This window comes from Streptomyces sp. NPDC088707 (assembly GCF_044752725.1).
Taxonomy (GTDB): domain Bacteria; phylum Actinomycetota; class Actinomycetes; order Streptomycetales; family Streptomycetaceae; genus Streptomyces.
Genome location: NZ_JBIVLV010000005.1, coordinates 347,973 through 364,866 on the forward strand (window position 1 = coordinate 347,973; position 16,894 = coordinate 364,866).

Annotated in this window: 11 protein-coding genes; 4 read left to right on the top strand and 7 right to left on the bottom strand. The window is 72.1% G+C overall.

The genetic code is table 11. The features are described 5' to 3' along the window. Positions 1–5 precede the first annotated feature (5 nt). From ACIP84_RS18055 to ACIP84_RS18070, 4 genes are all read right to left on the bottom strand, one after another. Positions 6–935: a branched-chain amino acid ABC transporter permease gene (locus tag ACIP84_RS18055; RefSeq protein WP_209494229.1), complete on the bottom strand. Its 930-nt coding sequence runs from the start codon at positions 933–935 to the stop codon at positions 6–8. A gap of 116 nt (positions 936–1,051) precedes the next feature. Continuing rightward, complete coding sequence (locus ACIP84_RS18060; protein WP_401798816.1) at positions 1,052–2,272, bottom strand: branched-chain amino acid ABC transporter substrate-binding protein; 1,221 nt, start codon at positions 2,270–2,272, stop codon at positions 1,052–1,054. A 561-nt stretch (positions 2,273–2,833) separates the two neighbouring features. Beyond that, positions 2,834–3,328: a PaaI family thioesterase gene (locus tag ACIP84_RS18065; protein ID WP_401798599.1), complete on the bottom strand. Its 495-nt coding sequence runs from the start codon at positions 3,326–3,328 to the stop codon at positions 2,834–2,836. Between the two features lie 65 nt (positions 3,329–3,393). Further along, a complete protein-coding gene (locus ACIP84_RS18070) occupies positions 3,394–5,676 on the bottom strand; it encodes an FdhF/YdeP family oxidoreductase (protein ID WP_401798601.1) in 2,283 nt (760 codons plus the stop codon). 134 nt (positions 5,677–5,810) lie between these two features. Here ACIP84_RS18070 and polA point away from each other — a divergent pair, with 134 nt between their 5' ends. Next, entirely contained in the window at positions 5,811–8,522 is a 2,712-nt protein-coding gene (gene polA / locus ACIP84_RS18075) for a DNA polymerase I (RefSeq protein WP_401798602.1), read from the top strand. Positions 8,523–8,561: 39 nt separating this feature from the next. Here polA and ACIP84_RS18080 read toward each other — a convergent pair whose 3' ends face one another. Then, positions 8,562–9,494, bottom strand: coding sequence for a DUF4184 family protein (locus ACIP84_RS18080; RefSeq protein WP_401798604.1), 933 nt, complete (start codon positions 9,492–9,494; stop codon positions 8,562–8,564). 279 nt (positions 9,495–9,773) lie between these two features. Between ACIP84_RS18080 and ACIP84_RS18085 the strand changes: the two genes are divergently transcribed. The 3 genes from ACIP84_RS18085 (at position 9,774) to ACIP84_RS18095 (ending at position 12,946) form a co-directional block, all read left to right on the top strand. After that, positions 9,774–11,585 (top strand): lytic transglycosylase domain-containing protein, encoded by a 1,812-nt coding sequence (locus tag ACIP84_RS18085; RefSeq protein ID WP_401798606.1) that lies wholly within the window; start codon positions 9,774–9,776, stop codon positions 11,583–11,585. Positions 11,586–11,815: 230 nt separating this feature from the next. Beyond that, on the top strand, positions 11,816–11,956 hold the full coding sequence (locus ACIP84_RS18090; RefSeq protein WP_106975930.1) for an SPW_0924 family protein: 141 nt from the start codon (positions 11,816–11,818) through the stop codon (positions 11,954–11,956). 9 nt (positions 11,957–11,965) lie between these two features. Next, entirely contained in the window at positions 11,966–12,946 is a 981-nt protein-coding gene (locus tag ACIP84_RS18095) for a DUF3068 domain-containing protein (RefSeq protein WP_401798608.1), read from the top strand. Here the strand turns inward: ACIP84_RS18095 and ACIP84_RS18100 are convergent. Together ACIP84_RS18100 and ACIP84_RS18105 are read right to left on the bottom strand one after the other, a co-directional pair. Beyond that, positions 12,930–15,653 carry an ATP-dependent RNA helicase gene (locus ACIP84_RS18100; protein WP_401798610.1) on the bottom strand — a complete coding sequence of 908 codons (2,724 nt, stop codon included), beginning with the start codon at positions 15,651–15,653 and terminating at the stop codon, positions 12,930–12,932. The two genes, ACIP84_RS18095 and ACIP84_RS18100, sit on opposite strands and share 17 nt — an antisense overlap. A 153-nt stretch (positions 15,654–15,806) precedes the next feature. After that, positions 15,807–16,646, bottom strand: a complete 840-nt coding sequence (locus ACIP84_RS18105) for a class I SAM-dependent methyltransferase (protein ID WP_401798612.1) — start codon at positions 16,644–16,646, stop codon at positions 15,807–15,809. Positions 16,647–16,894 lie beyond the last annotated feature (248 nt).

Genomic DNA, 16,894 nt, shown 5'->3' on the forward strand with positions numbered 1-16,894 from the left:
GGTGCTCACGCCCTGTCCGCGACGCGCTCGCCCAGGAGGCCTTGGGGCCGGGCGAGGAGTACGACGATGAGGAGTACGAAGGCCCAGACGTCGGCCCAGGACTGGCCGCCGAGCTGCTCCATACCGGGGATGTGGCTGATGTACGCCGTCGCCATGGTCTCGGCGATACCGAGGACGACTCCGCCGATCATGGCTCCGTAGATGTTGCCGATGCCGCCGAGGACGGCGGCTGTGAAGGCCTTGAGGCCGAGGAGGAAGCCCATCTTGTAGTCGACGACGCCGTACTTGAGGCCGTAGGCGACGGCGCCGACGGCGGCCATCGCGGCGCCGAGGGCGAACGCGATCACGATGATGCGGTCGGTGTTGACGCCCATGAGCTTGGCGGTGTCCGGGTCCTGCGCGGTGGCCTGCATGCCGCGGCCGACGCGGGTGCGCATGACGAAGAAGGCGAGGACGGCCATGCAGATCGGGGCGGCGATGAGGAGGAAGACGTCGCCGGTCTGGATGGTGACCGGGCCGAGCTCGATCGGACCGCCGGGGATCTGCGGGAAGGTCCGGGCGGACTTCGCCTCGGGGTACCACACCCACACCGCGTACTGCAGGGCGAGCGAGAGACCGATGGCCGTGATGAGGGGGGCCAGGCGTGGGCCGCCGCGGAGCGGGCGGTAGGCGAACCGTTCCGCTCCGACGGCTATGGTGGTCGCGACGATCACGGCACCGATGATCATGACGGGCAGCGCGACCCACATGCTGGTGCCGCCGGGCAGGATGAGCCAGACCGTGAGCGCCCCGAAGCCGCCGGTCATGAAGATCTCGCCATGGGCGAAGTTGATGAGCTGGACGATGCCGTAGACCATCGTGTAGCCGACGGCGACGAGCCCGTACATGGATCCCAGTAGCAGGCCGTTGACCAGCTGCTGCGGCAGTTCGTTCACCGCATTGTCCTCCGAGACTTTCGACGGATGTGACACCGCGCGGGGAGCCAGGTGCGGCCCCCCGCGCGGTGAAAGTGGTGCTGAGTGGTGCTGGTGGTGCGGAGTGGAGAGGTTGATCAGCCGCCGAAGGTGTCGGACTTGACCGGCTTGAACGCGCCGCCCTCGACCTTGTAGACGGTCAGCTGCTTGTTGGTGGTGTCACCGAACTCGTCGAAGGAGACCTTGCCGGTCACGCCTTCGAAGGAGACACCCTGCATGGCCTCGACGACCTTGGCGCGCTCGGGGGCCTTGCCGCCGTTGTCCTCGGTGGCCTTCTTGACGGCCTCGATGATCGCCCAGGTGGAGTCGTACGCGTAGCCGCCGTAGGCCTCGTAGGCCTCCTTGTAGCCCTTGGCCTTGTAGTTGGCCAGGAAGTCCTTGGCGGAGGCGAGGGACTCGATCGGCGCGCCGACGGAGGTGGCGATGTCGCCGTTGGTCGCGGCGGCGCCACCGAGCTTGACGTACTCGGGGCTGTAGATCGCGTCGCCGCCGACGACGACGACCTTCGCGCCGGCTTCCTTGATCTGCTTGGCCAGCGGGCCGGCGGCCGGGTACTCGCCACCGTAGTAGACGACGTCGGCGCCGGAGCTCTTCACCTTGGTCGCGACCGCGGAGAAGTCCTTGGTGTCGGGGTTGATGTGCTCGGTGCCGAGGACCTTGCCGCCGAGCTTCTCGAACTCGCCCTTGAAGGTGCCCGCGAGGCCGGCGCCGTAGGTCTTCTTGTCGTCGATGATGAAGGCCTTGGTCTTCTTGGCCTCGTTGTAGACGTACTGGGCGGCGAACGGGCCCTGGATGGCGTCCGTGGTCGCGGTGCGGAAGTAGGACTTGTAGGTCCGCTTCTTGTCGCCGGTGCTCCAGTTGATGCCCTGGCTCAGCGCGGGGTTGGTGTTGGCCGGGGAGACCTGCACCAGCTTCGCGTCGTCGAAGACCTTCTGCATCGACTCGGCGACGGAGGAGTTCAGCGGGCCGACGACGCCGAGGACGCTCTTGTCGGCGACGAACTTGGTGGCGTTCTGCTGGCCGGCGGAGGGCTGCGCCTGGTCGTCGAGGGACTCCAGCTTGAAGGTCACGCCCTTGACGTAGGCCTTCTCGTTGGCGGTCTTGACCGCGAGGTCGGCGGAGTTCTTGATGCCGAGGCCGAGGGCGGACAGCTCGCCCGTGAGGGGCGCGTCGAGACCGATGGTCACGGTGACGTTGCCGCTGTCGCCGCCGCCCTTTTCGGCGCCCTTGTCGTCGCGCGAACCACAGGCGGTGAGGGTGAGTGCTCCCGCGGTGACCGCGGTGGTGAGTATGAGCATCGAACGGTTTCGCACGAAGGGTCCTTTCCCTGGCGCGGCCCCCTCGGATGAGGCGGTGCCGTGAAGCTGCGGAGCGAGGGGTGCCGTTTTGGAACGCCGGGCCGTACTGGGGTTGGTACAGGGCCGTGCAGTAGAACGCGCCCGGCGGCGCGGTGACTGGCGGTGACTCTAAGCGCAGGTGGGGAGGGTCGGGGAGCGCCGAGGTCAGGATGTGACTGTCTTGTTATGCCGACGGGGAAAGAGTGTGCGCGTCGGGTGGGAAAACCGGGGCATAGGGGGCTGTAATGCGGTGTTCACATAGTGAGAACGCGCAGTTCCGCTAAGGGGCTTGAGCGATTCTTGGTACTGACGGTCCGCTCAGCGGACTCTCCGGATATCGGACAACGGCAGAAACCTGAGCGGACGAACCGGCCCCTCCGGTTCGGTCGGCGGGGCCCCTTGTGTATGTGACACAGCGTGACGAAACGCGGGGCGGGGTGAGGGTGGAAACGCCGAAGGGGCGGCACCCGCGGGTGCCGCCCCCTGGTCGTGCGTGGCTGGTCAGGCCCCGTATGTCACCGCTCAGGCGTTCGAGGTGTCCGGAATGTTGGACGCGTCCTTCGCGGTGACCTCACGCAGCAGACACGTCAGCCGTGCCGTGCACACCCGCTTGTCGTGCTCGTCGGTGATCACGATCTCGTACGTGGCCGTCGACCGCCCGCGGTGCACCGGCGTCGCCACACCGGTCACCAGACCGCTGCGCACCCCGCGGTGGTGGGTGCAGTTCAGGTCGACGCCCACCGCGATCTTCGACACCCCGCCGTGCAGCATCGAGCCGATGGAACCCAGCGTCTCGGCGAGCACGGCAGAGGCGCCGCCGTGCAGCAGACCGTACGGCTGGGTGTTGCCCTCCACGGGCATGGTGCCGACGACCCGCTCGGCGGAGGCCTCCAGGATCTGGACGCCCATCCGGTTGCCGAGGTGCCCGGCCGAGAAGAGCGCCGGGAGGTCGACACCCAGCGCCGCGTACTCGTCGAGGACCTCCTGCGGGAACTTCACGTGCTGCTGCTCACCCATGCCCGGCTCCGTTCGTTGCGTACGTCTTCGTACGGCTGGTCTTCCTGAGCTGCCTGAGCAAACGCTTAGGCGGATGCGGATTCTTCCAGACGGACGATCACGGACTTGCTCGCGGGGGTGTTGCTGACGTCCGCCGTCGACTCCAGCGGCACGAGCACGTTCGTCTCCGGGTAGTAGGCCGCCGCGCACCCCCGGGACGTCGGGTAGTGCACCACCCGGAAGCCGGGCGCCCGCCGCTCGCTGCCGTCCGTCCACTCGCTCACCAGATCCGCGTACGACCCGTCCGCGAAGCCCAGCGCCGCCGCGTCCTCTGGATGGACCAGGACGACCCGACGGCCCCCCTTGATGCCCCGGTAGCGGTCGTCGAGGCCGTAGATCGTGGTGTTGTACTGGTCGTGCGAGCGCAGCGTCTGCAGGAGCAGCCGCCCCTCCGGCACCCTCGGGTACTCCACGGGCGCCGCCGTGAAGTTCGCCTTGCCGGTCTTCGTCGGGAAGCGGCGCTCGTCGCGCGGGCCGTGCGGCAGGCGGAAGCCGCCCGGGTTCGCCGCGAGACGGGCGTTGAAGTCCTCGAAGCCGGGCACCACACGCGCGATGCGGTCCCGGATCGTGGCGTAGTCGGCCTCGAACTCCTCCCAGGGCGTGGCCGATCCGCCGCCGAGGACGGCGCGGGCCATCCGCGCCACGATCGCCGGCTCGGACAGCAGGTGCGGGCTCGCGGGCGGCAGGTTGCCCCGGGAGGCGTGCACCTGGCTCATCGAGTCCTCGACCGTCACGAAGTGCTTGCCGCCCGCCTGCACGTCCTTGTCGGTACGGCCCAGGGTGGGCAGGATCAGCGCGCGGGTGCCCGTCACCGCGTGCGAGCGGTTCAGCTTCGTCGAGACGTGGACGGTCAGCCGGGCCCGGCGCATCGCCGCCTCCGTCACCTCCGTGTCGGGCGTGGCCCCCACGAAGTTGCCGCCCATCGCGAAGAACACCTTCGCCTCGCCGTCCCGCAGCGCCTGGATCGACCGGACCACGTCGAAGCCGTGGTGGCGCGGCGAGACGATCCCGAACTCCTTGTCCAGGGCGTCGAGGAAGGCGGGCGCGGGCCGCTCGAAGATCCCCATCGTGCGGTCGCCCTGCACGTTCGAATGGCCGCGCACCGGGCACACCCCGGCGCCCGGCCGGCCGATGGCGCCGCGCAGGAGAAGGAGGTTGACCACCTCGCGGATGGTCGGCACCGAGTGCTTGTGCTGGGTGAGGCCCATCGCCCAGCACACCACGGTCCGCTCCGAGGCGAGCACCATCTCCAGGGCCCGCTCGATCTCGGCACGGTCAAGACCGGTCGCGGCGAGCGTCTCGTCCCAGTCGGCCTCCTTGGCCGCCGCCGCGAACTCCTCGTACCCGTGGGTGTGTTCGCGGACGAACTCCTCGTCGACCGCCCCGGCCGTCTCCAGGACCAGCCTGTTCAGGAGCCGGAAGAGGGCCTGGTCGCCGCCGATCCGGATCTGGAGGAAGAGGTCGTTGAGCGCGGCGCCCCTGAGCATGCCCCGCGGGGTCTGCGGGTTCTTGAACCGCTCCAGGCCCGCCTCGGGCAGCGGATTGACCGAGATGATCCGCGCGCCGCCCGCCTTCGCCTTCTCCAGGGCCGACAGCATGCGCGGATGGTTCGTCCCCGGGTTCTGCCCGGCCACGATGATCAGGTCCGCCCGGTGCAGGTCCTCCAGGGAGACGCTGCCCTTGCCGATGCCGATGGTCTCCGTCAGCGCCGACCCCGAGGACTCGTGGCACATGTTGGAGCAGTCCGGCAGGTTGTTCGTGCCGAACTCGCGGGCGAAGAGCTGGAGCAGGAACGCCGCCTCGTTGCTCGTCCGCCCCGAGGTGTAGAAGAGCGCCTCGTCGGGGGAGGCGAGCGCCCGGAGCTCCTCCGCCAGGATCGCGAAGGCCCGCTCCCAGCTCACCGGCTCGTACCGGTCGCCGCCCTCCGGCAGCAGCATCGGCTCGGTGATCCGGCCCTGCTGCCCCAGCCAGTACCCGCTGCGGGTCGCCAGGTCGGCCAGCGGGTGCGCGGCGAAGAACTCCGGAGTGACCCGGCGCAGCGTCGCCTCCTCGGCGACCGCCTTCGCGCCGTTCTCGCAGAACTCGGCCACATGCCGCTTGTCCTCTTCGGGCCAGGCGCAGCCGGGACAGTCGAAGCCGTCCTTCTGGTTGACCTTGAGCAGGGTCCGCGCGGTGCGCCGCAGCCCCATCTGCTCCTGGGCGATCCGCAGGGTGTGCCCGATGGCGGGCAGCCCGGCGGCGGCGTGCTGCGGCGGCGTGACCTGCGGTGCGTCCTGGACCGGGTCGCCGACCGGCGGCTTGCTGACCATCGCGCTCTCCCTTGAGCGGTAATCCTGCGGCGTACGTCTCCGATCCTGTCACGCGGCGGTGACAGCCCGGCACCCCGCCGGTGCGGACGGGAGGAGTGGGCGGGATTGTCAGTCGTCCGTGGCAGGATCGTCATGTGGCCGAGACAGCATCGAAGAACCCCGCAGACACCCGCCCCCGCCTGCTCCTCATGGACGGGCACTCGCTCGCGTACCGGGCGTTCTTCGCGCTGCCCGCGGAGAACTTCACCACCGCGACCGGGCAGCCGACGAACGCGATCTACGGGTTCGCCTCGATGCTGGCGAACACGCTGCGCGACGAGGCGCCCACGCACTTCGCGGTCGCCTTCGACGTGTCCCGCAAGACCTGGCGGTCCGAGGAGTTCCCGGAGTACAAGGCGAACCGCTCCAAGACCCCCGACGAGTTCAAGGGGCAGGTCGAGCTGATCGGCGAGCTCCTCGACGCCATGAACGTGCCGCGGTTCGCCGTCGACGGCTTCGAGGCGGACGACGTCATCGCGACCCTCACCACTCAGGCCGAGGCCGAGGGCTTCGACGTCCGGATCTTCACCGGCGACCGGGACTCCTTCCAGCTGGTCTCCGAGCGCACCACCGTGATCTACCCCACCAAGGGCGTCTCCGAGGTCACCCACTTCACCCCGGAGAAGGTCCAGGAGAAGTACGGCCTCACGCCCTCGCAGTACCCCGACTTCGCGGCCCTGCGCGGCGACCCGTCGGACAACCTGCCCGGCATCCCCGGCGTCGGCGAGAAGACCGCCGCCAAGTGGATCAACCAGTTCGGCTCCTTCGACGAGCTCGTCGCGCGCGCCGAGGAGGTCAAGGGCAAGGCCGGCCAGAACTTCCGCGACCATCTGGAGTCGGTCAAGCTCAACCGCCGCCTGACCGCGATGGTCACGGACGTCGAGCTGCCGAAGGGCGTCACGGACCTCGCCCGCGAGCCGTACGACCGCGGGGCCGTCGCCCTCGTCCTCGACACCCTGGAGATCCGCAACCCCTCGCTGCGCGAGCGGCTCCTCGCCGTCGACCCGGGCGCCGCCGAGGACACCGCCCCCGCCCCCGAGGCGGGCGTCGAGATCGACGGCACCGTCCTCGGCGCCGGCGAGCTCGCCCCCTGGCTCGCCGAGCACGGCACCGAGACCCTCGGCATCGCCACCGTCGACAGCTGGGCCCTCGGCACGGGGAACGTCGGGGAGATCGCCCTCGCCGCCGCCGGAGGCGCCGCCGCGTGGTTCGAGCCGAGCGCGCTCGACGAGGCCGACGAGCAGGCCTGGGCCGCCTGGATCGCCGACCCCGACCGGCCGAAGGCCATGCACAACGCCAAGGCCGCCATGCGGGTCTTCCCCGAGCACGGCTGGAGCATCGCGGGCGTCACCATGGACACCGCCCTCGCCGCCTACCTCGTGAAGCCCGGCCGGCGCTCCTTCGCGCTCGACGCGCTGTCCGTCGAGTACCTCCACCGCGAGCTCGCCCCCGCGTCCGCCGCCGACGGCCAGCTCGCCTTCGGCGCCGACGACACCGCCGAGGCCGAGGCGCTCATGACCCAGGCGCGGGCCGTCCTCGACCTCGCCGCGGCCTTCGAGGAGAAGCTCGGCGAGGTCGGCGCCCGCGAGCTCCTCCACGACGTCGAGCTGCCCACCTCCGCCCTCCTCGCCCGTCTGGAGCGGCACGGCATCGCCGCCGACCGCGACCACCTGGAGGCCATGGAGCAGCAGTTCGCCGGCGCCGTGCAGCAGGCCGTGAAGGAGGCGCACGCCTCCGTCGGCCACGAGTTCAACCTCGGCTCGCCCAAGCAGCTCCAGGAGGTCTTCTTCGGCGAGCTGAACCTGCCGAAGACCAAGAAGACCAAGACCGGGTACACCACGGACGCGGACGCGCTCGCCTGGCTGGCCGGCCAGACCGAGCACGACCTGCCCGTGATCATGCTCCGGCACCGCGAGCAGGCCCGGCTGCGTTCCACCGTCGAGGGCCTGATCAAGACGATCGCCGCCGACGGGCGCATCCACACCACCTTCAGCCAGACGGTGGCCGCCACCGGGCGCCTCTCCTCCACCGACCCCAACCTGCAGAACGTGCCGGTGCGGACGGACGAGGGCCGCGCCATCCGGCACGGCTTCGTCGTCGGCGAGGGCTTCGAGGCCCTCATGACCGCCGACTACAGCCAGATCGAGCTGCGCGTCATGGCCCACCTCTCCGAGGACGAGGGCCTCATCCAGGCCTTCACCTCCGGCGAGGACCTCCACACCACCGTCGCCTCCCAGGTCTTCGGCGTCGAGCGGTCCGCCGTCGACGCCGAGATGCGCCGCAAGATCAAGGCCATGTCGTACGGCCTCGCCTACGGCCTCTCCGCCTTCGGTCTCTCGCAGCAGCTGAACATCGACCCGGGCGAGGCCCGCGGCCTGATGGACACCTACTTCGAGCGCTTCGGCGGGGTACGGGACTACCTGCGCCGGGTCGTCGACGAGGCCCGCGCCACCGGCTACACCGAGACCATGCTCGGCCGCCGCCGCTACCTGCCCGACCTGAACAGCGACAACCGCCAGCGCCGCGAGGCCGCCGAGCGGATGGCGCTCAACGCCCCGATCCAGGGCACGGCCGCCGACATCGTGAAGGTCGCCATGCTGGGCGTCGACCGGGCGCTGACCGAGGCGGGCCTCGCCTCCCGGATGCTCCTCCAGGTCCACGACGAAATCGTGCTCGAACTCGCCCCCGGCGAGCGCGAGCAGGTCGAGACCCTGGTCCGCGAACAGATGTCGGCCGCGGCCGACCTGCGCGCCCCTCTGGACGTCTCGGTGGGCGTGGGCCACGACTGGGACTCGGCGGCCCACTGACCCACCCCGGCAGGGGGCGCCCGGCGCCCCCTGCCGGGCCTAGCTCTGGCCCTCGGCGCCTGACCGCACGTCACACGTGCTGCGGTCCCCTTCTCTCGATTCTCCCGATTCTCCCGATTCTCCCGACACGAGGGGAGGGGGCGCCGGAGCCTCCGGCCGCGCAGGGGGCGGCGAACCCAGGAGCCGGGCCCCCGTCCCGTACAGCACGAGCCCGACGGCGAGCCCCGCACCGGCCCCGAAGCAGGCCGTCGGAATGACGTCCAGGGGCGTCTCGATCCGGCCCCAGCCCCAGTACGCGGCCCAGCGCAGCACCCGGTGGGCCGTCCCGGCGAGGACGCAGCCGCCGATGAGCCCGGCCGCGAGCAGCCGCCCGCGTCGGCCCGGGACCCGTACCCCGGCCGGCAGCTCCACGCCCGCGGCGGAGCGGAGCGCCCGCGCCGTGAACCGGACCAGGAGTCCGAGCGCCAGCGCCGAACCCCCGTACTGCGCATAGAGATAGACGGGGAACCCGGCCACGACATCACCGAGGAACGGGATCATCCGGGTCCCCCAGCGGTCAAGGTGGGTGAAGGAGTCCCACACGACATGGGTGGTCGAGCCGACGACCGCCGAGAGGCCGAACCACCCGGCGAGCACGGCCGGGTGCCGGTCGCGCCAGACGGCGCCCCGGACGAACCCGTACACCCGCCCGCGCCACCGGGCGGGCAGCAGCGCGACGAGCGGCTCACGGACGGTCAGCCACAGGGCCACCAGCACGGCGGTGATCAGGACGTCGGCCGTGACGATCCCGACGGGGGAGTGGGTGACGTCCCCGAAGACCATCGCCCCGGGGACGGCCGTCGCCGCGAAGTAGGTCATGTCGGGCGCGAAGGAGCCCGCGACGAGAGCGGACGCGACCAGCGGTCCGCGCGCCGTCCCGTCCCGCCGCAGTCCGGGCAGCACGGCAGCGGCATGGCTCAGCGTGAACGGCAACGGGTGTTCCCCCAGGTTCCGGTGGCGACGGCCGCAGTACATCACCGGCCGCAGTGCAAGAGGTGTTCGACCCTCCGCCCGGTTCCCGCCCGGCGGCGCCGGCCCCCCGCCCCGTCGCTCTCCGTGTCCGACCTGGGAAGTCGTCAGGCGGCCGAGAGGTGACGAAAGCGTGAAAGGCGGTCAGGCGCCGGTGCCCGGCGGGCCGGAGTTGGCATAGGGTCGCCAGAGGTCTCGCGCGGGGAGCACGGGACCCCAGTCGAGGGGGAAGGGACCACGGACATGTCAGCGCACTTGAGCCGCAGGCTGCGCAAGGGGGCAACCAGTGGTGCGGTGGTGGCCGCGGCGGTCGCCGCGCTCGCCGCCTCACAGGCGCCGGAGATGACCCCGCCGCCCACCGACAACGCCGGCGGTGACCGCGCCATCGGCGTCGGGGACACCGCGCCGCCGGCCGGTGACGGCTCCGCCACCGGCAACTCGCCGTACTACACCGAGCTGCCGCCGCTGAACACGCCGAACAAGCCCGGACTGCCCCCCGTCAAGCTGCCGGTGATCACCGGGCCCGCCCAGGCCGGCATACCCGCGTCCGTGCTCGCCGCCTACCAGCGCGCCGAGCAGTCGATCCGCTCCACCGCCCCCGGCTGCAACCTGCCCTGGCAGTTGCTCGCCGGCATCGGCAAGGTCGAGTCCGGACAGGCGCGCGGCGGCCGGGTCGACGCGAACGGCACCACCCTCTCGCCGATCCTCGGCCCCATCCTCAACGGCGTCGGATTCGCCAACATCTCCGACACCGACGGCGGCGCCTTCGACGGCGACCGCACCCACGACCGCGCCGTCGGCCCGATGCAGTTCATCCCGTCCACCTGGGCCACCTGGGGCCAGGACGCGAACAGCGACGGGAAGAAGGACCCCAACAACATCTACGACGCCGCGCAGGCCGCCGGTCTCTACCTCTGCGCCAACGACCGCAACCTCGCGCTCAAGGCCGACCTCGACCGCGCGATCCTCAGCTACAACCGCTCGACGGAGTACCTGAACACGGTCACGTCGTGGTTCGAGTACTACCGGCGCGGCACCCACCAGGTCCCGGACGGCACGGGAGTGCTGCCGGTCGACCGCAGCGACGACCGGGGCCAGGACAACCGCCCCCTCCCCACGTCGCCCCTCTCGCCGGCCCCGACGACCCCCGCCCCGAAGCCGTCCGAGCCGAAGCCCGACCCCACGAAGCCCGGCGGGCCTTCGGAGGTCACCAAGCCGCCGACGAAGCCGACCCCGCCGGTGAAGCCCCCGGTCACGCCGCCGACGAAGCCGACCGTTCCGCCGACCGTTCCGCCGGCCGTCAAGGTCGCGCGTCTCGCGGCCGTCTCCTCCGGTCCCCTCACCGCGACCACCGGCAACGCCTTCACCAAGACCCCGACCGTCGCGGCGCTCGACGCCGCGGGCGCGCCGATCACCGGTGTGAGCATCCGCTTCGAGATCACCGGCACCACCGGCACCCGCTTCTCCGGCGGCGCGACGACCGCGACCGTCACCACGGGCTCGGCCGGCCTCGCCGCCGCCCCCGCCCTGCGGGCGGGCGAGAAGACCGGGTCGTTCACGGTCAAAGCCACCGTCGTGGGCCGCGGCGTGGACGCGGCCACGTTCACCGCGACCGTCACCGAACGACAGGCGGACGCCCTCGCCCGGGTCGGCGGCGACCCGCTGGCGGCCACCACCGGCACCACGTTCGCCCAGTCCGTCCAGGTGAAGGCCACCGACAAGGGCGTACTCGCCCCCGGTGTGCTCGTCACGGCCGTGATCGCCGACGCCGCGGGCACCAAGGAGAGCGCCGACGGCCCGTCCTTCAAGGACGGGGTCCGTACGCTCGTCCTGAAGACGGATGAGAACGGCCTCATCGCGCTGCCAGCGATCCTCGCGGGCGACAAGGCCGGCGAGTACGTGCTCCGCCTCACCGCGCCCGGCGGCGGCACCACGGAGATCAAGCTGACGGTCACCGCGCCCACCGCGACCCCGACCCCGAGCCCGAGCCCGACGCCGGAGCCGACCTCCTCCGGCACCGGCTCGCCCGAGGCCTCCCCCTCGCCCTCGGCCTGACCCGCCCGCGCATCCCCCTCCTCCCCACGCGCCGCTCCTCCGCCCCCACCGGGCGGCGGAGCGGCGCTTCGCGTTCCCCGGGAGGGCGAGCGGGCCTTCGGGATGCCGGGGCCGGGGAGCGCCACCGGGATCCCCGGGCAGGGCGGTGCAACGTGTTCTCATCTCGCGGTCGCGTTGCTACGGTGCCCCCGCCCTGACGACCTATCAGATCGCACCCCGGGAGGCCGACCATGCGTGCCCTCGTCGCCGCCGCCATCGGACTCGCCCCAGTCCTCCTCTTCATCCTCCTCGTCTCCGTGGTCGATCTGCCGCCCGACGGGCCCACCTCGCCCAAACCCCTGCTGACCGCCGATCCCGGCCCCAAGAAGTAGGGGGCGACCGTGCGCCGCCGAGCCAGCCTCGTCCTCCTCGCCCTCGCCGTCTTCTGCGTCGCGATGGCCCCGACCCTGCGCTGGTACGCCTTCCCCCGGCTGGCGAAGATCCCGCCGAACCAGTACCAGGAGACCGTCCTGGAGGCGCAGCCCGCGACCCTGCTCGACTACTCCACGCTCAAGGCGGAGAAGGTCGACAAGATCACGATCATCCAGACCCTCAAGGGCAACGTGGAGGAGTCGCGGCGCATCGAACGCGACGCCGGGCGCGACGTCGTCGTCTGGGACGCCCTCGCCTACATCACGGGCCCCGACGGCAAGATGGTCTCCAAGGTCCCCGAGCGGTACATCTTCGACGCCCACACCCAGGACCCGGTCAACGCCACCGGCGAGTCCGTCGACGGCGACCCGGTCCGGCGCGAGGGCATCGAGTTCAAATGGCCCTTCCTCACCGAGAAGCGGGACTACCAGTACTTCGACGCCCAGACCCGCACCTCGTCCCCCATCCACTACAAGGGCACCCGCACCTTCCGCGGCATGGAGGTCTACTACTTCGAGCAGACCATCCCCTGGACCAAGGTCCCCATGCCCAAGTCCATGCCGGTCAAGATCCCCCCGGAGGTCATCGCCGAATCCGGACTCACCCGCTGGTACACCACCAAGCGGATGTTCTGGATCGAGCCCGTCACCGGCGCCCCCGTCAACGGCGAGGAGATCCACAAGGAGGAGCTCCGCAACGCCAAGGCGCTGATGGGCGTCGACACCCTCACCGTCTTCGAGGGCCATGTGAAGATGCGCGAGGACTACATCAAGAGCGTCGGCGAGATGGTCGCCTCCAACCGCCTCACGGTCCTTCTGCTCGTCTCCTACGTCCCCTGGAGCCTCACCTTCCTCGCGCTGCTCCTCCTCGCCCTCGCGCTCTGGCTGGAGGCCCGCTCCCGCCGCCCGGCCGCGGAACCCGCCACCGCCCCGCTCACCCCTCCCGTCTGAGCCGCGCGCTCGTGAACCGGGTCGCCTCCGCCGCGGAGGGGTCCTCGGGCCACGGGTGCTTCGGATACCGCCCCCTCAGCTCCGCCCGCACGGACCGGTAGCCGTCCCGCCAGAACGACGCCAGGTCGGCGGTGACCGCCGCCGGCCGGCCCGCGGGGGAGAGGAGGTGGACGAGCACGGGGACCCCCGCCACCCGGGGCGTCTCCGCGAGCCCGAACATCTCCTGCAGCTTCACCGCGAGCACCGGCCGCTCGCCGCCGTACTCGACCCGGATCCGCGAGCCACTCGGCACCTCGATCCGCTCGGGCGCCAGCTCCCCCAGCCGGCCCGCCTCGCCCGAAGCCCAGGGCAACAGCCGCCGCAGGGCCTCACCGGCGTCGACCCGCCCCAGATCGGCGCGCCGCGCGGCCCGGGACAGCTCCGGCTCCAGCCACTCCCCGGCCCGCTCGACCAGCGCCTCGTCCGCCACGTCCGGCCAGGGTTCCCCCACCTCCCGGTGCAGGAAGGCGAGCCGGGCGCGCAGCTCCCCGGCCTCCCGGCTCCACCGCAGCAGCCCGGGCCCCTCGCGCCGCAGCCCTTCGAGCAGCGCCTCCCGCACGAGCGCGGGATCCGCCTTCGCACCCAGCGGCCGGACCGTCAGCTCGACCGCGCCGAGCCGGTCCACCGACCGCGCGACCACGTCCCCGTCCTCCCAGTGGACCTCCTCGCCGGTGGCCCGCAGATGCCCGGCCGCCCGCCGCGCCATGTCCTCGTCCACCACGGCCGCCAGCCGCACCCGCGCCGTCGCGTCCCGCGCCGTGCGGTCCGCCACCGCCACGGCCAGCCACGGGGTGGCCCGCAGCGCGGAACCCTCACCGAGCCGGGCCCCGCTCCCCGACACCATCAGATAGCCGCCCTGCTCCCGCGCCCTCGCCACCCGCTCGGGAAAGGCGAGCGCCGTCACCAGCCCGGCCACCGCGTCGTCCCCGGTCGCCGGCCCCGCCGGAACACCGGCGGCGCCGTGGCGCGCCGAAGCCGCAGAAGCACCCGAGGCCCCTGAAGCCCGCGAACCCCCTGCTGCCTTTGCAGCCCCCGAACCCCCAGAGGGGCCCGCAGCCCCCGCAGCCTCACCCGAACCCCCAGAGGGGCCCGCCGCCCCCGCAGCCTCACCCGAAGCCCCCGAGGCGCCGCCGCTCACCGCCTCCGCCGCCGACCGCTCCAGTCGGCGGGCCTCCGCCTTCCACCGGGCGCCGTACCCGTCCGCGCCCCGGCGGGCGGCGCGCCAGGCCGCCGCCAGGTCGTCCCCGTAGTCGCGCGGCGGCTCTTCGCTGAGCAGGGCCACCACCTCCGCCGCCCGCCGCACCCCGACCTCCGGCGCACCGTCCAGGAGGGCACGGCCGAGCCGGGGATGGAGACCGAGCCGGGACATCCGTACCCCTCGATCGGTGGCCCGCCCGGCCTCGTCCACGGCTCCGATCGAGCCGAGGACCGATCGTGCGGCCGTCATCGCGCCGGCGGGCGGCGCGTCGAGCAGCGCGAGCCCCTCCGCCGTCGGGTCGCCCCAGCAGGCCGCCCGCAGGGCGAAGTCCGCCAGGTCGGCGACCTTGATCTCCGGCGAGGGGAAGCGCGGCCTCCCCCCGTCGCTCGCCTCCGCCCAGCAGCGGTAGACGAAACCGAAGGCCTCACGGCCCGCCCGGCCCATGCGCTGGGTCGCCGTCGCCTCCGAGACGGTCACCGTCGCCAGCGAGCCGAGACCGCGGGCGTGATCCATCCGGGGCTCTCGGGCCAGACCCGAGTCCACGACGATCCGCACCCCCGGCACCGTCAGGCTGGACTCCGCCACCGAGGTCGCGAGCACCACCCGCCGCAGCCCGCCCGGCTCCGTACCGCGCAGCACCGCGTCCTGCACCGCCGCCGGAGCCCGCCCGTGCAACTGGAGCACCTCCGCGTCGACGCCGGCCAGCATCCCGGCCGTCCGCGCGATCTCCCCCGTCCCCGGAAGGAAGCAGAGGACGTCCCCCTCGTGCCGCTCCAGCGCGAGCCGGACCGTCGCGGCGACATGCCGGAGCAGCGCCGGATCCACCCAGGTGCCGTGGGCGGGCCGGATGCGCGACGGCGGCGCCTCGAAGAAGACCCGGCAGCCGTGCCCCTCGCCCCTGCTCCACACCACCGGCGCGGGCCCGCCGCCGTCCAGGACCGTGAGGAGATCAGCCCAGGCCGCCGCGTCGCTCGTCGCCGACGCCGCGATCAGCTTCAGCTCCGGCCGAAGGGCGGCCCGCACGTCCACCAGGAAGGCCATCGCCGTGTCGGCGTCCAGATGCCGCTCGTGGCACTCGTCGAGCAGCACCACGTCGACACCCGCGAGCTCCGGGTCGCGCTGGAGCCGCTGGAGCAGAATGCCCGTGGTCACCACCTCGACCCGGGTCGAGGGGCCGGTCCGCCGCTCGCCGCGCACCGAGAAGCCGACCGTGCCGCCGGCCTCCTCACCGAGCAGCCACGCCATCCGCCGGGCCGCCGCCCGCACCGCCATCCGCCGTGGCTCGGCCACCAGGACCCGACGCCGCGGTCCCTCCCCTATGAGACCCGCGAGCGCGAGCGGCACCAGCGTCGTCTTGCCCGTGCCGGGAGGCGCGGACAGCACGGCCGTACCGCGCCGGTCGAGCGCGGCCAGCAGCTCGGGGACGGCATGGCGGACGGGGAGACGGTCGAGAGCGTCGTTTCGGATCACGCACTCAGTCTCGTACGAGGCGCGAGAAAGGTGGGTCCCGTCATCCACAGGACCCACCTATTAATAGGACAAGCGTGGTGGTGCCGCTTGCCCCCTTGCCCTTACTCCGTGCCTCTACTCCGAGTCCCTAGTCCGTGCCTTCACTCCGTGCCCCTACTCCGCGCGCTCGCAGACGAAGATCGCCGTGCCAGGGATCAGATTCCCCCGTAGCGGGGACCAGCCACCCCACTCCTGGCTGTTCCACGCCGGCCACTCCGGCTCCACCAGGTCGAGCAGACGGAACCCGCCGGCCACCACGTCCCGCACCCGGTCGCCGATCGTCCGGTGGTGCTCCACGTACACCGCGTTCCCCTGTTCGTCCTGCTCCACATAAGGGGTGCGGTCGAAATAGGAGGCCGCGACCGAGAGGCCCTCGGGACCGGGCTCGTCCGGGAACGCCCAGCGGATCGGATGCGTCACCGAGAAGACCCACCGGCCGCCCGGCCGCAGCACCCGCCGCACCTCCCGGAACACCTTCACCGGGTCCGCGACGAACGGCACCGCGCCGTACGCCGAGCACGCCAGGTCGAAGGAGCCGTCCCTGAAGGGCAGATCACCGGCGTCGGCCTCCACCAGCGGCACGTCCCCGCCGATCCGCAGCGCGTGCTGGAGCTGTCGGTGCGAGAGGTCGAGGGCCACCGGCCGCGCCCCCTGAGCCGCCAGCCAGCGCGAGCACTGCGCCGCGCCCGCCCCGATCTCCAGGACGTCGAGGCCCTTCAGCGAGGCGGCCGGCCCGAGGAGTCCGGCCTCGGCCTCGTCGAGCCCCTCCGGACCCCAGACGAACCGGTCGTCGCCCAGGAACGATCCGTGATCGCTCTGGTACTCGTCGGCGTTCCTGTCCCACCAGCCGCGGCTCGCCCGACTGCTCTCCGCGTCCCCGGCGTCACGCCGGGTCGCCTCCGCCTCCTCCTCGGCCGAGTCGGAGGGGACTTCGTGTTCGTACTCTTGGTTCATCTCGCCCGCCGATGTAGTTTGCGCTCAGTGCCGCAGTGCGCGGATCCCGCCGATGAGGCGTGGAAGGACACAAGTTGGTGCCGGAGTTGAGTGGATCTGCCCCGGGTGCGCGCTTCGCGCATTGACCCTGTCCGGCCGCCCCCGTATGCTAAAGGTTGCGCTGCGGGCCTGCGCGCCTCAGACGGAGCAGGCCGCGCTCGTACCTGTTGTATGTCCCCTCGGTTTTCGAGGCTCCTCCCCTTCGCGGG

Bases quoted from the DNA above. Each gene is read 5' to 3' on its own strand.
- ACIP84_RS18070 (WP_401798601.1), bottom strand. From the start codon at position 5,676: ATGGTCAGCAAGCCGCCGGTCGGCGACCCGGTCCAGGACGCACCGCAG.
- ACIP84_RS18060 (WP_401798816.1), bottom strand. From the start codon at position 2,272: ATGCTCATACTCACCACCGCGGTCACCGCGGGAGCACTCACCCTCACC.
- ACIP84_RS18090 (WP_106975930.1), top strand. From the start codon at position 11,816: ATGCGTGCCCTCGTCGCCGCCGCCATCGGACTCGCCCCAGTCCTCCTC.
- ACIP84_RS18085 (WP_401798606.1), top strand. From the start codon at position 9,774: ATGTCAGCGCACTTGAGCCGCAGGCTGCGCAAGGGGGCAACCAGTGGT.
- ACIP84_RS18065 (WP_401798599.1), bottom strand. From the start codon at position 3,328: ATGGGTGAGCAGCAGCACGTGAAGTTCCCGCAGGAGGTCCTCGACGAG.
- ACIP84_RS18105 (WP_401798612.1), bottom strand. From the start codon at position 16,646: ATGAACCAAGAGTACGAACACGAAGTCCCCTCCGACTCGGCCGAGGAG.